Source organism: Halobellus sp. H-GB7, from assembly GCF_030848585.1.
Classification (GTDB): Archaea; Halobacteriota; Halobacteria; order Halobacteriales; family Haloferacaceae; genus Haloquadratum; species Haloquadratum inordinatus.
The window spans coordinates 33,084-52,910 of record NZ_JAVDDW010000012.1; the positions used below are offsets into that span (position 1 = coordinate 33,084).

19 protein-coding genes are annotated in these 19,827 nt (G+C 66.9%); 9 read left to right on the top strand and 10 right to left on the bottom strand.

Annotated elements, in window-relative coordinates:
- Positions 1-18 precede the first annotated feature (18 nt).
- On the top strand, positions 19-255 hold the full coding sequence (locus RBH22_RS15595) for a hypothetical protein (RefSeq protein WP_121568593.1): 237 nt from the start codon (positions 19-21) through the stop codon (positions 253-255).
- A gap of 27 nt (positions 256-282) precedes the next feature.
- Here RBH22_RS15595 and RBH22_RS15600 read toward each other — a convergent pair whose 3' ends face one another.
- Positions 283-1,620: a ribonuclease R family protein gene (locus RBH22_RS15600; protein WP_306678136.1), complete on the bottom strand. Its 1,338-nt coding sequence runs from the start codon at positions 1,618-1,620 to the stop codon at positions 283-285.
- Between the two features lie 161 nt (positions 1,621-1,781).
- Here RBH22_RS15600 and RBH22_RS15605 point away from each other — a divergent pair, with 161 nt between their 5' ends.
- The 4 genes from RBH22_RS15605 (at position 1,782) to RBH22_RS15620 (ending at position 6,961) form a co-directional block, all read left to right on the top strand.
- Positions 1,782-2,492, top strand: coding sequence for an AzlC family ABC transporter permease (locus tag RBH22_RS15605; RefSeq protein ID WP_306678177.1), 711 nt, complete (start codon positions 1,782-1,784; stop codon positions 2,490-2,492).
- On the top strand, positions 2,492-2,827 hold the full coding sequence (locus tag RBH22_RS15610) for an AzlD domain-containing protein (RefSeq protein ID WP_256288719.1): 336 nt from the start codon (positions 2,492-2,494) through the stop codon (positions 2,825-2,827). Before RBH22_RS15605 ends, RBH22_RS15610 begins: the two co-directional genes overlap by 1 nt.
- Positions 2,828-2,980: 153 nt before the next feature.
- Positions 2,981-4,963 carry a long-chain fatty acid--CoA ligase gene (locus RBH22_RS15615; protein WP_306678137.1) on the top strand — a complete coding sequence of 661 codons (1,983 nt, stop codon included), beginning with the start codon at positions 2,981-2,983 and terminating at the stop codon, positions 4,961-4,963.
- 129 nt (positions 4,964-5,092) lie between these two features.
- Positions 5,093-6,961 (top strand): cation:proton antiporter, encoded by a 1,869-nt coding sequence (locus tag RBH22_RS15620; protein WP_306678138.1) that lies wholly within the window; start codon positions 5,093-5,095, stop codon positions 6,959-6,961.
- Between the two features lie 73 nt (positions 6,962-7,034).
- Here the strand turns inward: RBH22_RS15620 and RBH22_RS15625 are convergent, their stop codons facing one another.
- Complete coding sequence (locus RBH22_RS15625; RefSeq protein WP_306678139.1) at positions 7,035-8,168, bottom strand: thiolase family protein; 1,134 nt, start codon at positions 8,166-8,168, stop codon at positions 7,035-7,037.
- A gap of 202 nt (positions 8,169-8,370) precedes the next feature.
- Between RBH22_RS15625 and RBH22_RS15630 the strand changes: the two genes are divergently transcribed.
- On the top strand, positions 8,371-9,744 hold the full coding sequence (locus RBH22_RS15630) for an ATP-binding protein (protein WP_256288724.1): 1,374 nt from the start codon (positions 8,371-8,373) through the stop codon (positions 9,742-9,744).
- 31 nt (positions 9,745-9,775) lie between these two features.
- On the opposite strand, the gene RBH22_RS15635 is transcribed toward RBH22_RS15630, so the two are convergent.
- Positions 9,776-11,029: a PQQ-binding-like beta-propeller repeat protein gene (locus RBH22_RS15635; protein WP_306678140.1), complete on the bottom strand. Its 1,254-nt coding sequence runs from the start codon at positions 11,027-11,029 to the stop codon at positions 9,776-9,778.
- Positions 11,030-11,130: 101 nt separating this feature from the next.
- On the opposite strand from RBH22_RS15635, the gene RBH22_RS15640 reads away from it, so the two are divergent.
- Complete coding sequence (locus tag RBH22_RS15640; protein WP_306678141.1) at positions 11,131-11,955, top strand: MBL fold metallo-hydrolase; 825 nt, start codon at positions 11,131-11,133, stop codon at positions 11,953-11,955.
- Between the two features lie 49 nt (positions 11,956-12,004).
- On the opposite strand, the gene RBH22_RS15645 is transcribed toward RBH22_RS15640, so the two are convergent.
- The 6 genes from RBH22_RS15645 to RBH22_RS15670 all read right to left on the bottom strand — a co-directional run bounded on the left by RBH22_RS15645 (position 12,005) and on the right by RBH22_RS15670 (position 17,008).
- A complete protein-coding gene (locus RBH22_RS15645) occupies positions 12,005-12,529 on the bottom strand; it encodes a DoxX family protein (protein WP_306678142.1) in 525 nt (174 codons plus the stop codon).
- A 98-nt stretch (positions 12,530-12,627) separates the two neighbouring features.
- Entirely contained in the window at positions 12,628-13,608 is a 981-nt protein-coding gene (locus RBH22_RS15650) for a DUF5787 family protein (protein WP_306678143.1), read from the bottom strand.
- Between the two features lie 179 nt (positions 13,609-13,787).
- Positions 13,788-14,120 carry a NifU family protein gene (locus RBH22_RS15655; RefSeq protein WP_121568581.1) on the bottom strand — a complete coding sequence of 111 codons (333 nt, stop codon included), beginning with the start codon at positions 14,118-14,120 and terminating at the stop codon, positions 13,788-13,790.
- A gap of 121 nt (positions 14,121-14,241) precedes the next feature.
- The gene (locus RBH22_RS15660) at positions 14,242-15,210 is read right to left on the bottom strand and encodes an ROK family protein (protein ID WP_306678144.1); all 969 of its coding nucleotides are present in this window, start codon (positions 15,208-15,210) and stop codon (positions 14,242-14,244) included.
- Between the two features lie 121 nt (positions 15,211-15,331).
- Entirely contained in the window at positions 15,332-15,712 is a 381-nt protein-coding gene (locus tag RBH22_RS15665; protein ID WP_121568579.1) for a DUF5611 family protein, read from the bottom strand.
- Positions 15,713-15,781: 69 nt separating this feature from the next.
- Positions 15,782-17,008: a hypothetical protein gene (locus tag RBH22_RS15670; RefSeq protein ID WP_256545980.1), complete on the bottom strand. Its 1,227-nt coding sequence runs from the start codon at positions 17,006-17,008 to the stop codon at positions 15,782-15,784.
- A gap of 147 nt (positions 17,009-17,155) precedes the next feature.
- Here RBH22_RS15670 and RBH22_RS15675 point away from each other — a divergent pair, with 147 nt between their 5' ends.
- Together RBH22_RS15675 and RBH22_RS15680 are read left to right on the top strand one after the other, a co-directional pair.
- Positions 17,156-17,458 (top strand): DUF6432 family protein, encoded by a 303-nt coding sequence (locus RBH22_RS15675; protein ID WP_256288731.1) that lies wholly within the window; start codon positions 17,156-17,158, stop codon positions 17,456-17,458.
- Between the two features lie 82 nt (positions 17,459-17,540).
- Complete coding sequence (locus tag RBH22_RS15680; RefSeq protein WP_306678145.1) at positions 17,541-18,665, top strand: aminomethyltransferase family protein; 1,125 nt, start codon at positions 17,541-17,543, stop codon at positions 18,663-18,665.
- An 18-nt stretch (positions 18,666-18,683) separates the two neighbouring features.
- On the opposite strand, the gene RBH22_RS15685 is transcribed toward RBH22_RS15680, so the two are convergent.
- Positions 18,684-19,766 carry a geranylgeranyl reductase family protein gene (locus RBH22_RS15685; RefSeq protein WP_256545978.1) on the bottom strand — a complete coding sequence of 361 codons (1,083 nt, stop codon included), beginning with the start codon at positions 19,764-19,766 and terminating at the stop codon, positions 18,684-18,686.
- Positions 19,767-19,827 lie beyond the last annotated feature (61 nt).

Sequence of the window (19,827 nt, forward strand, 5' to 3'; positions counted from 1 at the left end):
ACCTCGTTCGTGGGGACGATGGAGGACAGCGAGTACGACGACCTCACTTCGTCGCTGACGCCGCACGAGTCGGCGGGCGGGGTGACGACGTATCGGAACACTGTGAGTATCGCCTGTCCCGCGTGCGGTGACCCGTTCGACGATCTGGTCATCTGCGAGGACGAGTACAACAGCCTCGAACTCAGTATGCTGCTCGATCTCTGCGTAACGACACACGAGGACGAGGTACTTCTCTTTACGCACAAAAAGCAGTAAGCGGCCCGGCCGCGCGGTCGGAGACGCTTACTCGTCCCGCAGATCGATCCGCTCGGGCGGAAGCCCTTCTTCGTTGACCACGTTCCCGTCGTCGTCGACAGTGACCACGCCGCGGTTGTTGACGGCGTGTGGGTCCAGATGCACCTCTTCGAGGAACTGTTTGTAGAGCCGTTCGGCCGTCTCGCCGTCCTTCTGGCGTTCGGACGCGCGGTCGCACAGTTCGACTAAGTCCTCGGGGACGTCGTTCTCGTGGACGATCCAGTGGTTGATGAGGTCCGACAGTCGCCGGATGGGCGAGGTGAAGTGCCCGTAGATGTCGAAGTTGAGCGCGTAGTGACCGCCGAAGGGATCGTTCATATACTTCGCGCGCGGCATCACCTTCAGCACCGCCCGCTGGATCTTGTTGAGCGCTCGCGAATCGGAGTTCTCTAAGGCGTCGTTGACGGCTTTTCGGGGGTCGTCCCAGGAGGCACCGGAGATGTTCACGCCGTCGAGTTCGGTGATCTCGCGGAGCGCCTCGTCCCACTGATCCGGGGTCGGCTGGGGGTGGACGCGGTACATCGCCTCGACGCCGCGGTTCCACATCAGTTCGTGCGTGACGGCCTTGTTGGCCTTCAGCATACACTCCTCGATGATCGTGTGGGCGCGGTCGCGGCTCGGGTTCAAGACGAGCGAGCCGTCCTCCTTTCGCTGTTCGTGGAGCTGATCGGCGAGTTCGTAGACGAGCGCGTTCTCCTCGTGGAGCGGCGCCTCGGGGTCGTCGAGGCGGTTCTCACACTGCGTGTAGGTCAGCCGCTCGTTGGAGTGGATGACGGACTTGTAGATGTCGACCTCCTCGAATGAGAGCGTCTCTTTGTTGATCTCCATCTCGACTGTGTGTGCGAGACGGTCTTCCTCGGGGACCAGAGAACAGACCGTCTCCGCGAGGACCGGCGGGAGCATATGGATCGTGTAGCCGGGGAGATAGACCGTGTTCCCACGCTCGACGGCTTCGTTCCACATCTCGGACTCCGGGTGGACGTAGTGGGTCACGTCGGCGATGTGGACCCACAGCGTGTACGTCTCCTCGTTCTCGCGGATGCTGAGGGCGTCGTCGAAGTCCTGAGCGTCGATGGGGTCCGTCGTCCAGGTCGTCAGATCGCGGAGGTCCTTGCGCTCGTCGAGTTCGTCTTCGATCTCGTCTTGGATGCCTTCGGTGCGCGAGCGCGCCTCCGAGAGCACCGGCGACGGGAACTGATCGCGGATTCCGAACTCCTCGAAGAGTTCCGCTCGCTTTTCTTCCAACTGCCGGGCGACGTCGATAGAGATTTCGACGGGGCCTTGCCCCTCGGCCGTCCCGGCCTGCGACTGCGCGTCGTTCGACATACCGCTTCTTACTGGGGAGAGGTAGTTAGTGGTGTCGCACGTGAGTCCCCAGCGAGTCGAGGACGGCGAGCGCCGGGATCGCCCGGAGCGGCGAAACGGTACCGGTTTAATTGCCCCGCTCGGAGCACTCTGTCGTGTCCCGCGTACCGCTCCCCGCAGAGATGCGCCGCGGCGTCCGCGATGCAGCGCCGATTCTGATCGGGATCGCCCCGTTCGGGCTCGTCGCGGGCGCGGCCGCCATCGACGCCGGACTGACGCCGCTGCAGGCCGTCGGGCTGTCGGTCGTCGTCTTCGCGGGGGCCTCACAACTGGCCGCTATCGACTTGCTGGGGAGCAACGCCGAACTGCTGGTCGTCCTCGTCACGGGCCTCGTGATCAACCTCCGGATGGTAATGTACTCCGCGTCGATCGCGCCGCACTTCCGGCCGCTCCGAACCTGGTGGAAGTCGCTCTGTTCGTACGTGCTCACGGATCAGGCGTACGCGCTCTCGATCGCGCGCTATACGGACCGCGACCTCGACTCCACCGAGCGGCGAAACTACTACCTCGGCGTCGCGGTGTCGCTGTGGGTCGTCTGGCAGTGTTGTACCGTCCTGGGGATCGTCGTCGGGGCGCGCGTCCCCGACTCGTGGGGGCTGGAGTTCGCCGTCCCGCTGGTGTTCTTGAGCCTCCTCGTCCCCGCTGTCACCACGCGACCGAAACTCGTCGCGGCGGTCGTCGGCGGCAGCGTCGCCGTCGCCGGCGACGTCTTCGGCGTGCCGTTCAACCTCGGCCTCATCGCCGGTGGCCTGGCGGGCGTCGTCGCCGGCGTGATCGCGGACGAGCGACTAGCGACGGCGAGCCGTGACACCGACGACGGAGGTGCTCACTGATGCCGACCGATTACGGCCCGCTCTCGGTCTGGGGCGTCGTCGTCGCGCTCGGCCTCGCCACGTTCGGCATCCGCGCGTCGTTCATCTACCTGTTCGGTCGGATCGACGACGTCCCCGAGCGAGTGACCGGTGCGCTTCGCTTCGTTCCGCCGGCGGTGTTCGCCGCACTCGCCGTTCCATCGTTCGTCGCGCCCGGTGGCGCGGTCGCGGTCGTCGGCAACGAGCGACTATTCGCGGGCATCGTCGCGGGTGCGGTCGCGTGGTACGTCGACGACGTCTTCGCGACGATATTCGCCGGGATGGCGGCGCTGTGGCTGCTCCGGTTCGGCCTTTGAGTCGCGGACGGGATCCGTTCCTCGTATAACCGCACCATAGGGAACCGGCCCCGACGCGTAAACGCGCGACCCGCCTGTGGACGTTCAACCACGAACAACGGACTGCGTCCGGAACGGCTGTACCTTTAATTCGCCCGGGTGTGTCGTACCGCTATGAATTGGCGGGAGGCGGAAGCGTCGTTCGACGACGACGTCCTCGACGAGACGACGCTGGCACGGATGTTCGACGAGAGCGCGGCCCGGAACGCGGACGCCGTCGCCCAACGGTACAAAGGCGGCGTCTACGACCGCTCGCTCGTCGCAAGCGGCGTCGTATCCGCTGCGCCAGAGGGCGACTACGCCGGAGTGACGTACGCGGAGATGCGCGAGATCGTCCGCGCACTCGCCGCCGGCTTTCGCTCGCTCGGCGTCGACGCCGGGGACCGCGTCGGTATCTTCTCGGGCACGCGGATGGAGTGGGCACAGACTGACTTCGCACTGCTCTCGGCGGGCGCCGTCGTCACGACCGTCTACACTTCCTCCTCGCAGTCGCAGGTAGAGTATCTCCTCTCCGATCCCGGCGCGAGCGGCGTCGTCGTCGAGAACGCCGAGTTGCTCTCGCGCGTGCTCGCCGTCGAAGACGACCTCGATCTGGGGTTCGTCGTCGTCGTCGACGAGATCCCGGACGGAAGCGGGATGGGCGGCGCCGTCCGCGACCGCGACGACATCTACACGCTCGCAGAGGTCTACGACCGCGGAACCGAGGCCTTCGACGAGACCGCCTACGAGTCGTGGCTGGACGAACGCGACCCCGAAGACCTCGCCTCGCTGATCTATACGTCGGGGACGACCGGCCAGCCGAAAGGCGTCGAACTCACACACCACAATTTCCGGTCGAACGTCAATCAGTGCTACCGGCGGTTCGGCCCGCGACCGGACAAGACAGGCGGCGTGATCTCTGCGGGATCGACGACGCTCTCGTTTCTCCCGCTCGCGCACGTCTTCGAGCGTCTCGCCGGGCACTTCCTGATGTTCGCCGCGGGCGCGACCGTCGCCTACGCCGAGAGCCCCGACACGCTCCGGGGGGACTTCCAACTGGTCCGGCCGACGGTCGGCACGAGTGTCCCGCGGGTCTACGAGAAGCTCTACGACGCGATCCGCTCGCAGGCGGCCGAGTCACCAGTCAAACGCCGGATCTTCGAGTGGGCGGTCGACGTAGGGCAGGCGTACCACGCGGCCGACGATCCGGGGGCGGTGCTGTCGGCCAAACACCGCCTCGCGGACCGCCTCGTCTTCGAGCAGGTTCGCGAGGCGCTCGGCGGGCGCGTCGACTTCTTCATCAGCGGCGGCGGGAGCCTCTCACCGGAGCTGTGTCGGCTGTATCACGCGATGGGCCTGCCGATCCTCGAAGGCTACGGCCTCACCGAGACCGCCCCCGTCGTCGCCGTCAACCCACCTGAAGAGCCGAAAGTGGGAACGATCGGCCCGCCGCTTCCGGACGTCGAGGTCGACCTCGATCAGAGCATCGTCGGCGACCAGTCCGGCGCCGCCGGCGGCGACGTGGGTGAACTGCTCGTCCGGGGGCCGAACGTTTCCGACGGCTACTGGAACCGCCCTGACGACACTGCGGCGGCGTTCTCCGACGACGGGTGGTTCCGCACTGGCGACATCGTCGAACTGCGGCCGGACGGGTACATCACCTTCCGCGAGCGAGCGAAGCAGATCCTCGTGCTCTCGACGGGCAAGAACGTCGCCCCGGGACCGATCGAAGACGCCTTCGCCGCGAGCCCCGTCGTCGAACAGTGTCTCGTCGTCGGCGACGGCCGGAAGTTCGTCTCCGCGCTCGTCGTTCCCAACTTCGAGGGTATCCGAGAGTGGGCCGACAGCGAGGGCGTCGACCTTCCTGGAGGCCGAGCCGAGATCGCACGCGACGACCGCGTCCGCGAGCGGATCCAACGCGAGATCGACGCCGCCAACGAGAACTTCGAGTCCTACGAGCAGATCAAGCGTTTCCGCATCCTCTCCGAGGAGTTCTCCGAGGAGAACGACCTGTTGACGCCGACGATGAAGAAAAAGCGCCGGAACATCCTGGCTCAGTACGGCGATCAGGTCGAGATGCTCTACGACCCCGACGCGGATACGACGATCTCGCAGTAGAACCGGACATTCGTCCACCAATTATACGAGCAAATTTCGTATTCACCACCTATTGTCGGTCGAAAACCGGCCGGAATGTGTGGATTTATACCCTTCGGGGGATCAAAACGGAGGTATGGAGGTGTCCTAGTGGCGACCGCAGGCGGGGCGAATCTCATCCCCATTGTAGCCGCAATCATCGGGATCGGCGTCATTTCACAGATCCTCTCGGATCGCTTTCGCATCCCGAGCGTCGTCTTTCTGATCGCGTCCGGAATCCTCCTCGGCCCGGAGGTGCTCGGCGTCGTCGGACCGGACTCCTTCGGCAACGCGCTGAGTGCGATCGTCGGCCTCTCGGTCGCGATCATCGTCTTCGAGGGGGCGTTTCACCTCCGCATCCAGAAGCTCCGGGAGGCGCCGGCAGCGACACTCAAGCTGATCACGCTCGGGGCCGCCATCGCGCTCGTCGGGACTGCCGTCGCCGTCCACGTCCTGCTCGCCGCCTCGTGGTCCCTCTCGTTCCTGATCGGAGCCCTGCTCGTCGCGACCGGGCCGACGGTCATCACGCCGATTCTGGAAGTCGTCCCCGCACGCGACCGCGTCGAGGCCGCCTTAGAGACCGAGGGGATCGTCAACGACGTGACCGCGGCGATCCTCGCGGTCGTCATCTTCGAGGCGATCATCTCCGGCGTCACGGAACCGATGGCGCTGCTGACGCTCTTCGCCGAGCGCCTGGGCGTCGGCGTCGTCATCGGCGGCATCGTCGCGGCCGTGCTTCTCTATGCGCTCCGGTACGTCGACCTCTCGCCGGGGAACGCACCGCAGAACGCCCGCCTGCTCACTCTCGCCGGCGCGCTCGTCGCCTACGGAGCCGCAGACACAATCGCGACGGAGGCGGGGATCGCCGCCGTCGCCACCGCGGGCATTCTGATGGGCAACACCGACATCCCGTACGAAGAGGAGATTTCGGCGTTCAAAGGCGACGTGACGCTGCTCGTCCTCTCGTTCGTCTTCATCGCGCTGGCGGCGCTGTTGCAATTCGACATCCTGCGGACGATCGGCCCCCCCGGCCTCCTCGTCGCCGCCGTCGTCGCACTCGTGTTGCGCCCGGCGCTCGTGTTCCTCTCGGCGCGCGGCGATCGCTTCAGCACCGGCGAGAAGTGGTTTATGAGCCTCGTCGGTCCTCGGGGGATCATTCCAGCCTCGGTCGCGACGCTTTTCGCGATCGAACTCCGGAACGCCGGCCTCGACGAGGCGGCGAACACGCTCGTCGGCACGGTCTTTCTCGTCATCCTCGTCACCGTCGTTCTCGAAGGCGGATTCGCCCGACAGATAGCCGAATACCTCGACATCATCCCAATGCGCGTACTCATCATCGGAGGCGGGAAGGTGGGCCGAACGCTCGCCGAACGCCTCGAAGGCCGCGGAGAGAACGTAGTGCTCATCGAACAGGACCAAGAGACGGTCGAAACCGCGCGGAACGCCGGCTTCACTGTCCACCACGGCGACGGCACCGACACGGACGTCCTCCGGTCGGCCGGCGCGGAGAACGCGCGGATCGTCGTCGGCGCGACCGGCAACGACGACGTGAACCTGCTCGTCTCACAGCTCGCCAGCTCGAAGTTCGACCCCGAGACGATCCTCGCGCGGGTGAACAACCCCGACAACGCCGAAGCGTTCGAGGAACTCGGCGTCCGCACGATCTCGGCGACGCTGGCGACGGCGCAGGCGATGGACAACTACATCGAGCGGCCGTCGATGATGGACTGGATGGGCGAGATCGGTCGCTCCGGTGACGTCCAGGAGATCGAAGTCACGTCCGAGGAGATCGTCGGCCGCACGATCCGCGAGGTCGGCCCCGAACTCCCGGACGACTCGCTCATCGTCCTCGTCCAGCGCGAGGGCGAGACCCACGTCCCCGACGCGGACTTGACGCTCCAGCAAGGCGACCGGATCACGATCATCGGTGGCCGCGAGGAGGTCCGCGAGGCGATCCAGTACGTCCACCCCGACAAGTAGCGCGCGTCTTTCTCCCGCACTTCGATTCAGCGCCGGTACCGCCACCGACACTCGCATTGTGTCGGTGTCGACGCTACCGCAGGAACTCGATCGCTTCGCCCTGTCCGAACCCGACGCAGAGCGTCGCGAGCCCGCGGTCGACGTCTCGCTTTTGCATCTCGTGAATGAGTGTCACGGGTAGTCGCGCGCCGGATGCGCCGAGCGGGTGACCGATCGCGATCGCGCCGCCGTTGACGTTGTACCGCTCGCTCTCGACGCCGAGTTCTCGCCGGGCGTAGACGCACTGGCTGGCGAACGCCTCGTTGAGTTCGACGAGACCGTAGTCGTCCATGTCGGTGCCGGCGCGTTCGAGCAGCGCGCGCGTCGCCGGCACCGGGCCGATTCCCATCACTGTCGGATCGACGCCGGCGACGGCGTTGGTGCCGACCTCTGCGAGGACATCGAGGCCGTGTTCCTCGGCGAATGACTCGGAGGTGACGAGCACGGCGGCTGCACCGTCTGTCACCTGCGAGGAGTTGCCGGCGGTGACGGTGCCGTCACCGGTGAACGCTGGCGAGAGCTCCGAGAGCACCTCAAGGGAGGTGTCGGGGCGGATTCCCTCGTCTTCGGTGACGGCCCCGTCGTCGGTCTCGACGGGGACGATTTCGTCGTCGAAGCGCCCCGATTCGGTCGCGTCGGCGGCCCGCTGGTGTGAGCGGAGGGCGTACTCGTCTTGCGCCTCGCGGGAGACCTCGTACTCGTCTGCGACCTTCTCGGCGGTCATTCCCATCTGGAGCTGGAAGACGTTGTACTCCTCCGTGAGATCGGGGTGGAGATGCTGATAGGAGTCGCCGTCCATCGGCACGCGGCTCATATTCTCGACGCCGCCCGCGACGATGCACTCGCGGTTGCCCGCGGCGATGGCGTCGGAGGCGGAGACGATCGCCTGCATCGAGGAGGCGCACCAGCGGTTGATCGACGTCGCGGGCACGTTCTCTCCCAACTCCGAGAGGAGCGCGATGACGCGGGCGAGGTTGTTGTCCTGCTCGCCGCGCTGCTGGGCGACGCCCCACATCAGGTCGTCGACGTCGTCGCTTTCCACTCCGGTCTCCGCTAAGATGTGGTCGATCAGCGTGACCGAGAGGTCCTCACTGCGGACGTCCGCGAAGACGCCACCGGCCTTTCCGAACGGCGTGCGGTACGCAGCGGCGATGACTGGCGTTGGCATAGCATACGATGACACCCCCGTCGGGATAAAAGGGTACGAACGCGCAGGACTGCACACAGAGTTGTACGGGCGTGCAGTTCTTCGACGGGCGTACAATCTTCTCTGTACGCAGCGCCGCGATCACGCTGTCGCGCCCGTTGTCGATTCTTCTCCCACCGTCGTTTCGACGCGCTTATGCGCGTGAGTGGGTAACGTCTTCGGGATGAGTAACCGGGCTCTCGAAGTGGTCGAGTTCCTCCTCACGGCACATCTCTACACCGAAGACCGTGACCTCGACGAGAACGATCTCCCGCCGCGGTACCGCCGAGTTTTCTGGACGGATCCGTCCGACGAGGACGGCGATGACGACGACGAAGAATCGAACGTCGTCGGCATCGAGCGGCCGCTCGTCGTCACCAACAGCGTCGCGCGAAAGGCGACCGGGGTCGAACACCCCTGGGAAGCGGTCTCGGATCTGCTCTTCACCCAGCGCGAGGAGTTCTCCGGCCGCATCTCGCTGACGCAACCCGAGATGGCGATCGAGTGGTTCCTCGACCGGGCCGACCGCGAGCGACTGGCGACGAATCCGACGATCGCGGCCGCCGTCGAGGACCACGACGGCGTGGACGTGACCCACGCGGAAGCGCGCGAGCAGACCCGTCCGATCCAGGCCGACCGCGTCTGGATCGACAGCCTCCTCGACGAGTATTTCGACGAGGAGGAAGACGCCGAGATGCTCGATCTCGTGCACGTCCGCGCGCCCGAGGAGATCGAGATGACGCTCGACGACCTCGTGTTGACCACCGACCAGGAGGGCGAGATCCAGAAGCTGATGCAGGCGATCGAACACCGCGAGTACCTCGCCGAAATCGGTCTCCGCGAGATCGGGAAGATCCTCTTCGTCGGGCCGCCGGGAACGGGGAAAACGACCGTTTCACGCGCCCTCGCGCACGAACTCGGCCTGCCGTTCGTCGAGGTCAAACTCTCGATGATCACGAGTCAGTACCTCGGCGAGACGGCGAAGAACGTCGAGAAGACCTTCGAGGTCGCAAAGCGGCTCTCGCCGTGTATCCTCTTTATCGACGAGTTCGACTCCGTCGCGAAGACGCGCCGCTCCGACGAGCACGCGGCGCTGAAGCGCGCGGTCAACACCCTCCTGAAAAGTATCGACGATATCTCGCTGATCCGCGACGAGGTGATCCTCATCGGCGCGACCAACCACCCCGACCAGCTCGACGCGGCGGCGTGGCGGCGCTTCGACGAGATTGTCAACTTCCCGAAACCCGACAGCGGGATGCGGGCGGACATCCTCCGCATCATCACAAAGCGGATGGACATCGCCGAGTTCGACCCCGAGGCGGTGGCCGAGCGAACTGAAGGGCTCACCGGATCTGACCTCCGGATGGTGCTTCGGGAGGCCGTCCTGGAGGCGCTGACCGAGGAACGGACGACGCTCACCCAGGAAGATATCGTCGAAGCCGTCGAGGACTTCGAGGAGCGGGACAACCTGAAGAATATGGATATGATGTCGGACGGCGAACAGCTCGTCGCGGGCGACGGCGACGGGCACTCACACGACCACGCGCACGATCACTGATCGACGGCGTCGGTCGATTCGTTTTCACCAGTCACCTGTCGTCTGTTTCTAGAACGAGCAGCCCGAACGGTCCCGCGACGAACGCGCGGCCGGCCGCGACCACGGGCGAGGCGTACGCGGTCGCGTGGACTGAATCCTCACGCCACCGGAGACGCTCTGGGCCGAGCAACCCACCGGCGTCCCGCCGGAACGCGCGGACGCCGCTCCCAGCGACGAGGACGTCCTCGTCGGTCACGACGGGCGCGGCCGTCCCTTCGCTCGGCACGTGTGCCTGCCAGTTCGTGTCACCTGTCTCTCCGTCGAGTTCGTGGAGGTCGCCCGCGACCACGTAGACATCGCTCCCGTCGACCGCAACTGGGGCGCGGCTCTGGAGGCCGCGTCGCCAGCGCACCTCGCCCGCACGGTCGACCGCGACCGTCTCCTGCCACCCGGTCTGGATCACGCCGGACCCGTCCGCGACGGCGGCGGCGTACGGCGTATCGACCGGCACGCGGAAGCGCTCCTCGCCGCCCTCGCGGTCGAGTTTCACGAGCGCGTTTCGATCCGGGACGTAGACGCCGTCGTCGGTCACGGCGGGCGGGATCTGCGTCGCGGTCGAGTCGCCGAGGTTGTACTCGTCGTAGACGAGTCGATCGAGCGAGCGCCGCCAGCGCTCGGTGCCGTCGGGGGCGAGCCTGACGCACGCGGTTGCGCTCCGGACGTAGACGTCCCCGTCGGCGACGGTGACGCCGTACGTCCGCTCGTCGCCGACGCGGTGGGAGTCGAGGACGTCGCCCTCAGCCGTCGAGAGGACCGTGACCGACGCTCGTTCTGGTCCGGTTTCGCCTCCCCCGGCGTCGTCTGCCCGCCCCACTTCTCGTGTCGGGACGTACAGCCGTCCGCGCTCGGGGTCGAGAGCGGGCGCGCCGGACACCTCGCGGTTGAGGTCTCGCGTCCACTCGTCTCGCCCGTCGATTCCGATCGCGACGACGCGCCGCTCCGCGGCGAAGTACACGATCCCGTCGTGAACGACCGGCGGTGCGTACGGCCAGTCGGCCGGAACTAACGGCGCGTGCTCGTCAGGCGCCGGCGCGGCGCCCGCGACGCGGTTTGCGTTGCCGGGGCCGTTCCCGTACACGAGCCAGTCGCCGTCGTGAAACCCCGTCCGCTCGCCGCCGCCGGTCAGCGCGCTGCAACCGGCCAGAGACGTTACAGAGGCGGTTCCCGCGAGTGCGAGAAACCGTCGGCGGGAGGTCACAGAGTGCGAGCGGGCCGCTTCGCTGTGAGGCGCATCCGTGGGGACCATACTGCCCCGATTCAGTCACCGGCGAAAAGTGCTTTCCGCTCCCGCGACTCCGCCGTGGTGGGCCAACAATATATCACTCACCGGTCCCCTACCTCCGTGCGATGCGGGTCACTCTCCTCGGGACGGGCGATACGACCGGGACGCCGACAGTCGACTGCGAGTGCGACACCTGCGCGGAGGCGCGCCGCCGCGGCGTCGAGCGCACGCGCTTCTCTGTGCACGTCGAAAACGAGCGCACCGGCGCGTCGCTGCTCGTGGACTTCAGCCCCGACTTCCGCCATCAGTTCTTAACCCAGGGTGTCTCGCTGCCGGACGCGGGGATCGTCACCCACATCCACTTCGATCATCTCGACGGCCTCGGCAACGCCTACCGCCTGTTCGACGATCTTCCCGTCTACGCTGCCGACGAGACCGATCCCGCAACGGGCGAGAGCGTCGCAGAGACCGTGAGCAGCAAGTACGACTACCTGGACCGGGTGACCGTCCACTCGCAGACGCCGCTGGAACCGTTCGAGGTCTGCGGGCTGGAGGTGACGCTCGTCCCCGTCGAACACCCGCCGCTTTTGTGCTACGGGCTGGCGATCGAGGACCCCGAGACGGGAGCGAAACTGTCGCTGTCGGGCGATACGAACTACGCCGTCCCCGAGAAATCCCGCGAGGTGCTCGACGATCCCGATCTGTTCCTCGCCGACGCGATCGTCCCGGCGTCGCTGTGCAAGCATCACCCGCTCGGGGGCGACCACCACGACGCCGCCGGCGTCCCGCGGACCTTCGGCTCGAAGCATATGACCCGAGAGGGCGCGCTGGACCTCGCTGCCGACCTGTCGGCGACGGAGGCCCGCCTCGTCCACACGGCGCACTTTTATCCCGTCGAGGAGGCGTTCGAGGAACCGCTCGCGGTCGACGGCGAGACCTACGACCTCTGAATCTCACAGCAAAAGGAGCGTGTGGTGGCTGCCGCGACGTGCCACGTCGCTACCCGAGCAGGTACTTCGCTGCCCGGGTGTTTCCGAGGTCGGCCTTCTCGATGACCGCGTCGAGGCCGAGGACCCGTCCAGCGCCGAGGACGCCCAGCGTGGCGAACAGCAGCAGGCCCATCAGGTCGCCGTTGACCAGGCCGTGGCTCCAGGCGGCGTTCCCGAGGTAGAAGAACACCATCAGGAAGGCCCCGAAGAAGCTCGCCAGTCTGACGAACGCGCCGACGACGAGGCCGAGTCCGATGAGCGTCTCACCCAGCGGGATCATCAGGTTCGTGAACTCCAGCAGCCACGGCGTCTGGCCGACCCAGACGAGAAAGCTCTGGATCGGGCTTCCGCCGGTCGCGTTGAGGAGCCACCCCTGCGCGTCGAATGGCTCGGCGGCGAGGTACTTGGTCACCCCCGCGTGGAGGAACCAGTACCCGGTCACCACGCGCAGCACGGCGACCCAGTAGCCTGCGAGCGTCCCCTGCAGGTCGAAGTCGACGACGTTTCCAACGGTCGTCTGAATGGATGTGGCCATCGTCCGTCACCTCACATCTGCACCTTTTGCCGGCAAGATTGTATAAATAGAAGCCGATTCCCAGTATCTAAAAAACAAATCACCCGAAACCGAGTCAGTTATTTGAACCGGTCGAGCCCGGATTGGCGGCGACGGACGCCGGGCGGGTTCCCCTCCCAGGGCGTGCGCGCGTCTCGGAGTGCGTCGGCGTCAACCTCGGGAGCGACGGCGGGGTCGTGGGCGCCGCAGTCGGCGCCACACGCTCGACTCGGATCGACGACGCGACCGAACTGCGTACAATAGGGGCGGCCGTCGTCGGTCACTTCGGCGTGGGCACACGCCGGGGCGTCGTAGGTGCGCCACCCCTTCCCGTAGACCCGCTCGGCCACGCGCCGCCGGCTACGGGCCTTCGCGTCGCCGTCGACGACCTCGACCTCGGTTTCGAGCGGGCGTTCCTCGACGAGTTCGACGCCGGGCGCGTCCGTCGATAGCGACGTGGGCTCGCGGATCACGTCTCGGCTCTGCGTCTCCGGATCGAAGCGCCAGACGCCCACTTCGGTCGGGATCCGGTTCAGGTGCGCCCGCGTGACGTGGCTCTCGGTCGCCAGGATCACCGAATCGAACAGCCCGAGCGAGACGTCGGTGCGGAGCTGTCGGTCGAGCGCTCCCGGGTCGCCGAGGTCAGGTTTGTTCTCGATGCCGACGAGGCGGTCGAACCAGTCGTCGGGATACCGGGTCGTCTGCCGGACGTACTCGCGGGTCTTTCGCCGCTCCGTCTCGAAGAACCCGACCTCTACGGCAGCGTCGACAGCGGCGTCGTGGAGCCGATCAGACTCGCGGACGGCGCGGTGTCGGGCGATCGCCTCGCCGACGCCGACGTCGCTCTCGACGGCGCGGACCGGGACCGTCTCCGCCGTGATTCGCGCCCGGTCGTCGAACGCCGGTCCGGGAACGACGCCGACGACGTCCATAATTCGCCGGCCCGAACGCTCGACGGCCGCGCCGAGTTGCCGGCCCAGCACCCACTCGGTCGCCGCTTCGAGATGTGCACAGAGTGCGAGTTCGAAAGCGAACTCCTGGGGCGCGTCGGCGTCGTACACGCCCGTACGTTGGACTCGGCGGACAAAAGCACCTCGTCGGGTGCCGAGTCACGTCTCGGTCCGACCGCCGCTGCGACCGATTGTACAGCCGGCAGTCTCATACTGTCGGACAGAACTGTGTGAAGAGTATCGGCATCCCACGGGCGCCAACATAGTTCACGAACTTCTGTCCGACAGTCTCAGAAGTGCCCCGGATCTTCGGTGCCGTACTGCAGTTCGCCGCCGCGGCCGCCCTCAACCGTGCTGCTGCCGTGATCGCCGGCGCTCGGAACCTTCACTCGCACGTCCTGGACTTCCTCGAAGTCCATTATCAGGTCTGCTTTGATGTTGTCGGCGGTGATGTTCGAGATGCCGCAGCCGGCGCACGCGCCGCCCAACTCGACGACGACCTCGCCGGTGTCGGGATCGGCTTTCCGAACCACGCTCTCGCCGCCGTGCATCTGGATGATCGGCATCTGTCCGGCCATCCAGGTCTCGATGCGCCGCCGGAGAGAGTCCTCTGTGTCGCTCATTACCACCCGTTGGCGCTCGATGCTTTGGTAGCTTGCGGTTGCGCTCGCGCTCTTCTGGCGTCGAGAAAAGTGTGTCACGGTCTTCCACGACCGATCGGGAGGCAAAACGGAAAACGGAGCGCTACAGCCGAGCGCGATCGCCCGTTCCGTCGGTCATCGCGCTCGCCACTGCGCCCATCACGACGACCTCGTCGCCGAGCGTCGTCAGTTCGATCTCCGGGACGTTCGACATCACCATCTCGTCCATCCGCTCGCGGATCGGATCCAGCGTCAGTTCCGGGTTGTTGAGCGCGACGGCGCCGCCGACGTAAATGATGAGCGGGGCGTACGCGTGGACGATGTTCGCGACGCCCATCGCGTTCCAGTGGGCCAGTTGGTCGACGACGTACGTGGCGAACTCGTCGTTGCCGGCGTGTTCGAAGACGTCGACCGCCGAGAAGTCGGGATCTTCGACCGGCAGTGTCGTCTCGACGTCGTCTTCCCTGTAGAGAAACTCGGCGTAGCGCGGAATGTTGTTCCCCGAGCAGTACGCCTCCCAGTGGCCGTCGTGGCCGCAGCCACAGGTGAGGTGTCCCTGCGGGTCGAGCGTCATGTGGCCGACCTCGCCCGCGTTCCCGTCCCATCCCGAGAGGACGTTGCCGTCGACGCAGACGCCCGCGCCGATCCCCGAGGAGATGGTGAGATACACCATATCGTCGGGATTTCGCTCGGAGTGGAAGCGCTCGCCGATGACGCCGGCGTTCGTGTCGTTGTGGAGGTACACTCGCTCGGTGTCCAAAAGCACGGAGAGCGGCCCAGTCAGGGGGATTCGATCGATGGTGTCCGGCAGGTTCGCCGGGTTCTCGACGGCACCCTCGGCGAGGTCGAGCGGGCCGATCGCGCCGATGCCCGCCGCCGTCGCCTCCTCGGGATCGATTCCGGCGTCGTCGCACGCCTCTCGAACGACCCGAAGTACGGCTTCGGTGACGATGATCCCAGTCGGCGCGTGCGGCGTGTTGTCGTCGCTGTTTCCGATGACCGTGCCGTCGTCGTCGGCGACGACCGCACGGACGTTGGTCGCCCCGAGGTCGACGCCCACGTAGTAGGCCATTGTGGTGATACGGGTGAGCCCCGCACTTAACTCAGCGGGTTCACCGCCCCGGTGACGACCGTTCACCAGTCGCTCTCGGCGTCAGTGAGGCCCCGAAATCGAGGAGAATACGTCTGTCGTGTCAGTAGTCGGGGGCGTCGTCTTCGACGGCGCGCTTCATCGAGTCGCGGCGCGACTTCGCGTCCCGACCGGTGGCTTCCAGCAGGAAGTCGTTCTTCGCGTCGACGGCGTCGCCGGCGGCTTCCAGATCGTCGGGCGATAGTTCGGCGGGGTCACGCTCTTCGAATTCGACGCCGAGGCGATCCTTCTTCCCGCTGTAGGATACAGCACCGGCGACAATGCGTTTGAAGACCGGATTATCGGGCTCCTCGACGACGTAGAGGTCGCTTCCCTTGTACTCCATCGTGTCCGTGATCGGACCGAAGTACTCCTCGACGGTCGTCTCCATATCCGGGATGCGTTCCTCCAGCGTCTCCCCGCGACGCATCTTGTACTCCTTCATAGACCGTGCTTCGGCAGGTGGTGGTTTACCTGTTTCGTCCCCGCGCCGTGACGGTCGGTCGAAACGACCTTACCGCTCGCGCTCGGCGATGTAGCCCTTCTTGCACTCGGGGCAGATGTCCCCCGCGCGCATCGAGGACGCGCCCGCGGTTCGAGAGTGTCCGCAGTTCGGGCAGTAGAATTCGACCTGTTCGTCCGGGACGTCGGATTCGAGCGTCGTCGACTCCCGCGCGCGAGTGAAGCCGTCCTCGCCGGGATCGGCGCTCGCGGGCTCTGTGCGCTGTTGCTGGCTCGCGACGGCCCCGTGTCCCTCTTCGGCGGCGATCCCGTCGATCGTCTCTGCACCGTCGCTTTCTGCGGCCGCCGCGTGTCCGTTCACCTCTGGCGTCAGTCCATTTCCGCCGAGGTCGACGTCGGCGTCGTTCCCGGTGGTCGCCGCGTAGCCCTCGTCGTCGCCCTCGTGTTCGGGCCAGGCGTCGGCGCCGTCGTCGCGTTCGGGCCACTCGCCGTGGCCGCGTTCGTCGCTGTCCGCTGGCTCGCTCTGCTCTGCGTCGCCGTCGATGATCTCCGCATCGTTCGTCACCTCCTCTTCCTCGACGGGGTCGTCCTCGACCGGTTCGCCCTGCTCGGCGGCCGCAGACTGCTGTGCGGCCCGACTCGGATCCGTCTCCGTCTCCTCGGGCCACTGCGTGTCGTCGCGCTCGGTCTCCGCGTCGTCGAGAATGACCGCGTCGTCGGCGTCGGGGTCGGCCTCGACGTCGTCCCACTCGTCGCTGCCGGTCTCCCAGCCGTCGGAGGTGCCGTCTGTCTCGGCTGCGTTCCCGCCTTCGGCGACGGCGTCAGCCTCGCTCTCGACGCCGCTTCCGTGAGCGTCCGCCTCGGCCTCGTCGATCTGATTCATCGGACTGCCGGCGTCCTGGTCGGCGGACGCGGCGGCCGTCTCTCCGGGCTGGTCCGCGTCGGCCCCGTCGACGGGAGACGTCGCGGCCGCCGTCGACGGCGCCGTCTCGCCCGTCGCTGGCGCGTCCGTCCCGGATGCGTCCGCTGCCGACGCGCCCGTACTGCCGGTCGACGCCTGCTCGCTCTCTGTGGGCTCCGGCTCGTCGAGGCCGACATCCTCGGGCGAGCGGATCGCCGTCACCTCCTTGTTCTGACTGACGACCTGTTCGTCTCCACACCGCTCACAGACCTGCACCTCGCGGATCGTGACGACGACCTCGTCCCCCTGTTCCTCCCGATCGCGTTCGACCTCGGGTTCCCCGTACGCGTGCCCGAGAAGACGGCACTTGAGTCCCATTACCCGCCTTTCCGGCATTGAGCGTCAAAAGTGTACCTCCTGCGTCAGACGGACGGCAGACGGAACGCGGGCGACCGGTGTCCGAGACCACGTCTGGACGGTCGCGACGGCGGTAAGCGTATACCCGACCGGGGCGAATCACCACCTATGAGAGCGCGGCGCGAGTTCCGAGACAGACGTGACACCGAAGTAGCGGTTCTCGACGCCCTCGTCGATCGCGCGGAGGAGGGAATGACCGTCTTCGAGGTGCGCGCCGCTGTCGACGCCGACATCGACGAAATCGAAGCGGCGCTCGCGGCACTGAAAGAAGACGACCTCATCTCCGTCCAGAACGGCGACGACGACCGCGTCGTCATCCTCGTGGACGACCGAGCCGTCCCCGATCCCGAGGAGGAGCGTCCCGACGAACGCGGCTTCGTCGACGCGCTCCGGGATCGACTGGGGCTGTGAACGACGGCCGACCGACGGCGCCCGCCGTCGGTGCCGCCACAGGACGCTGCGGTTTTCACCCCTGAACGCGGACAGACGTACGATGACGGTCGTCACGGAACTGCACGAGGCGCACGGTGCGACGTTCGAAGAGCGCGGCGGCCGCCGGATCGTCCGCGAGTACGGCCGTCCGGAGCGGACCCACCGGGCAGTCCGCAACGGCGCGGGCGTGATCGAGATGGGCTACGGCGTCGTCGTGGTCGAGGGCGACGATCGCATCGCGTTCGTCGACGACACCGTCTCGAACCGCGTCCCGCGCGCGGACGGCGAGGGCGTCTACGCGCTGCTTTTGGACCCCCAGGGCCGGATCGAGACTGATCTGTACGTCTACAACGCCGGTGAGCGACTCCTCTGTTTCACACCGCCAGCGCGCGCGGGACCGCTCGCCGAGGAGTGGTCCGAGAAGGTGTTCATCCAGGATGTCGAGATCACCGAGGCGTCCTCTGAGTTCGCCGTCTTCGGCGTTCACGGCCCACAATCGACCGAGAAGGTCGCGAGCGTGCTCAACGGTGCGGGCGCGCCCGAACCCGAACTGTCGTTCGTCCGCGGGTCGATGGGCGATGAGGGCGTGACCGTGATCGCCGGCGACGGCCTCGCCGGCGAGGAGGGCTACGAGGTCGTCTGCACCGCCGACGCGGCCGAACGGGTCTTCGAGACGCTCCTGATGTTCGGGCTGAACGCCGTCCCGTTCGGCTACGCGACCTGGGAGACGCTCACGGCGGAGGCGGGGACACCGCTTTTCGACACCGAACTACAGGGTCGGATCCCGAACGTCCTCGGCCTCCGCAACGCGCTCGACTTCGAGAAGGGCTGTTACGTCGGCCAGGAGGTCGTCTCGAAGGTCGAGAACCGCGGGCAGCCGAGCCAGCGACTCGTCGGCCTCCGGATCGAGACGGGCGGCGAGGCCGACCCGGACGCGGAGGCGGCGGCGCTCCCGCCGGCCGAGACTCCAGTCTTCGACGGCGACGAGCGCGTGGGGGCCGTGACGCGCGCCGTCACGAGCCCGTCGCTGGAGACGCCCATCGCACTGGCGCTCGTGGATTTCGATCTCGACGCGACGTCGCTGTCGATCCGTGACGACGCCGACGTCGCGGCCGAGCGCATCGCGCTCCCGTTCGTCGAGGGTAGCGCCGCGTCGGCACGGCTCCCGACCTACGCTGCGGACTGATTTTCTCGTCTCCGCCGGCTATCGTCCGAGTAACTTCCCGAGGTGCTCCCGCGAGAAGAACGACGTCGGGCGGTCCATATGGACGCCGATCTCACCGGAGAGCGCACGGAGGCCGAGCCGCTGCACCGGCTCCGGGAGCGAGTACGCGCGGCGGAGCCAGTGGCCGAACGCGATCTCCCGGGAGAGTTCCGAGCGCCACGCGGACTCGTAGTCCCGGAGCGTCGCCGGATCGTCGGGCTCTACGGCGTCGGCGGCGCAGTCTGCCGCGGTCATCCCGTAGAGGATGCCGCCGCCGGTGAACGGTTTGGTCTGTGCGGCGGCGTCCCCGATCAAAAAGACGCGACGGCTGTGTACTCGCTCGGGCGGACCGATCGGAATCGCGCCCGAGCAGAAGTGTTCGGTCTCGACGTCGTAGGCGTCGGTCAGGCGGTCGAAGAGGTCGTTCACCGATTCGCCCGGCGGCGCAGCGAGGCCGTACTCGACGCCCGCGTCGCCGCGCGGGATGCGCCAGGCGAAGAACCGGGGTGCGGTGAGGTGGACGTCGACGAAGTCGCCGTCGTCGGAGTCGGGATCGAACGCGAGCACGCCGTGCAGCAGTTCCCCCGGTTCGGGTAGGCCGACCTGCCGCCGGACGCGCGAAGTCGGGCCGTCGCAGCCGGCGACCATTTTCGCCTCCACAGTCTCGGTGCCGTCGGCGTTCGAGACGGTGAGTTCGACGGCGTCGTGGCGCTCGTCGACGTCGACGACGGTGTGGTGTTCGCGAACGTCCGCGCCCGCGTCGCGAGCGCAGTCTGCGAGCGTCCGGTCGAGTTCGACGCGATCGATGACGTTCGAGATCTCCTCGCGCTTGTAGAACGGATACGACGAGGAGTCGGGACCGCCGACGTGGAAGCGCGCGCCGTAGACGCGATTCTGGAGGAGTTTCTGCTTCGCGTCGTCGGGGACGTACGCCCAGATGTCGGTGCTGACGTGGCCCGAACAGGCCAGCGGCGTCCCGACGGTCCCCTGCTCGAAGGCGACGACGTCGTAGCCTGCTGCCGCCGCGCGCCGGGCGAAGCGCGCGCCGGCCGGGCCGACGCCGACGACCGCGAAATCGTACATCACGCTCCCGTAGCGGACGCGGCGGCAAATACCTTCCCGGTGGACGCGACCGTCCCTGGCG

Bases quoted from the DNA above. Each gene is read 5' to 3' on its own strand.
- RBH22_RS15595 (WP_121568593.1), top strand. From the start codon at position 19: ATGGAGGACAGCGAGTACGACGACCTCACTTCGTCGCTGACGCCGCAC.
- RBH22_RS15600 (WP_306678136.1), bottom strand. From the start codon at position 1,620: ATGTCGAACGACGCGCAGTCGCAGGCCGGGACGGCCGAGGGGCAAGGC.
- RBH22_RS15605 (WP_306678177.1), top strand. From the start codon at position 1,782: ATGCGCCGCGGCGTCCGCGATGCAGCGCCGATTCTGATCGGGATCGCC.
- RBH22_RS15610 (WP_256288719.1), top strand. From the start codon at position 2,492: ATGCCGACCGATTACGGCCCGCTCTCGGTCTGGGGCGTCGTCGTCGCG.
- RBH22_RS15615 (WP_306678137.1), top strand. From the start codon at position 2,981: ATGAATTGGCGGGAGGCGGAAGCGTCGTTCGACGACGACGTCCTCGAC.
- RBH22_RS15625 (WP_306678139.1), bottom strand. From the start codon at position 8,168: ATGCCAACGCCAGTCATCGCCGCTGCGTACCGCACGCCGTTCGGAAAG.
- RBH22_RS15630 (WP_256288724.1), top strand. From the start codon at position 8,371: ATGAGTAACCGGGCTCTCGAAGTGGTCGAGTTCCTCCTCACGGCACAT.
- RBH22_RS15635 (WP_306678140.1), bottom strand. From the start codon at position 11,029: ATGGTCCCCACGGATGCGCCTCACAGCGAAGCGGCCCGCTCGCACTCT.
- RBH22_RS15640 (WP_306678141.1), top strand. From the start codon at position 11,131: ATGCGGGTCACTCTCCTCGGGACGGGCGATACGACCGGGACGCCGACA.
- RBH22_RS15645 (WP_306678142.1), bottom strand. From the start codon at position 12,529: ATGGCCACATCCATTCAGACGACCGTTGGAAACGTCGTCGACTTCGAC.
- RBH22_RS15655 (WP_121568581.1), bottom strand. From the start codon at position 14,120: ATGAGCGACACAGAGGACTCTCTCCGGCGGCGCATCGAGACCTGGATG.
- RBH22_RS15660 (WP_306678144.1), bottom strand. From the start codon at position 15,210: ATGGCCTACTACGTGGGCGTCGACCTCGGGGCGACCAACGTCCGTGCG.
- RBH22_RS15665 (WP_121568579.1), bottom strand. From the start codon at position 15,712: ATGAAGGAGTACAAGATGCGTCGCGGGGAGACGCTGGAGGAACGCATC.
- RBH22_RS15670 (WP_256545980.1), bottom strand. From the start codon at position 17,008: ATGGGACTCAAGTGCCGTCTTCTCGGGCACGCGTACGGGGAACCCGAG.
- RBH22_RS15675 (WP_256288731.1), top strand. From the start codon at position 17,156: ATGAGAGCGCGGCGCGAGTTCCGAGACAGACGTGACACCGAAGTAGCG.
- RBH22_RS15680 (WP_306678145.1), top strand. From the start codon at position 17,541: ATGACGGTCGTCACGGAACTGCACGAGGCGCACGGTGCGACGTTCGAA.
- RBH22_RS15685 (WP_256545978.1), bottom strand. From the start codon at position 19,766: ATGTACGATTTCGCGGTCGTCGGCGTCGGCCCGGCCGGCGCGCGCTTC.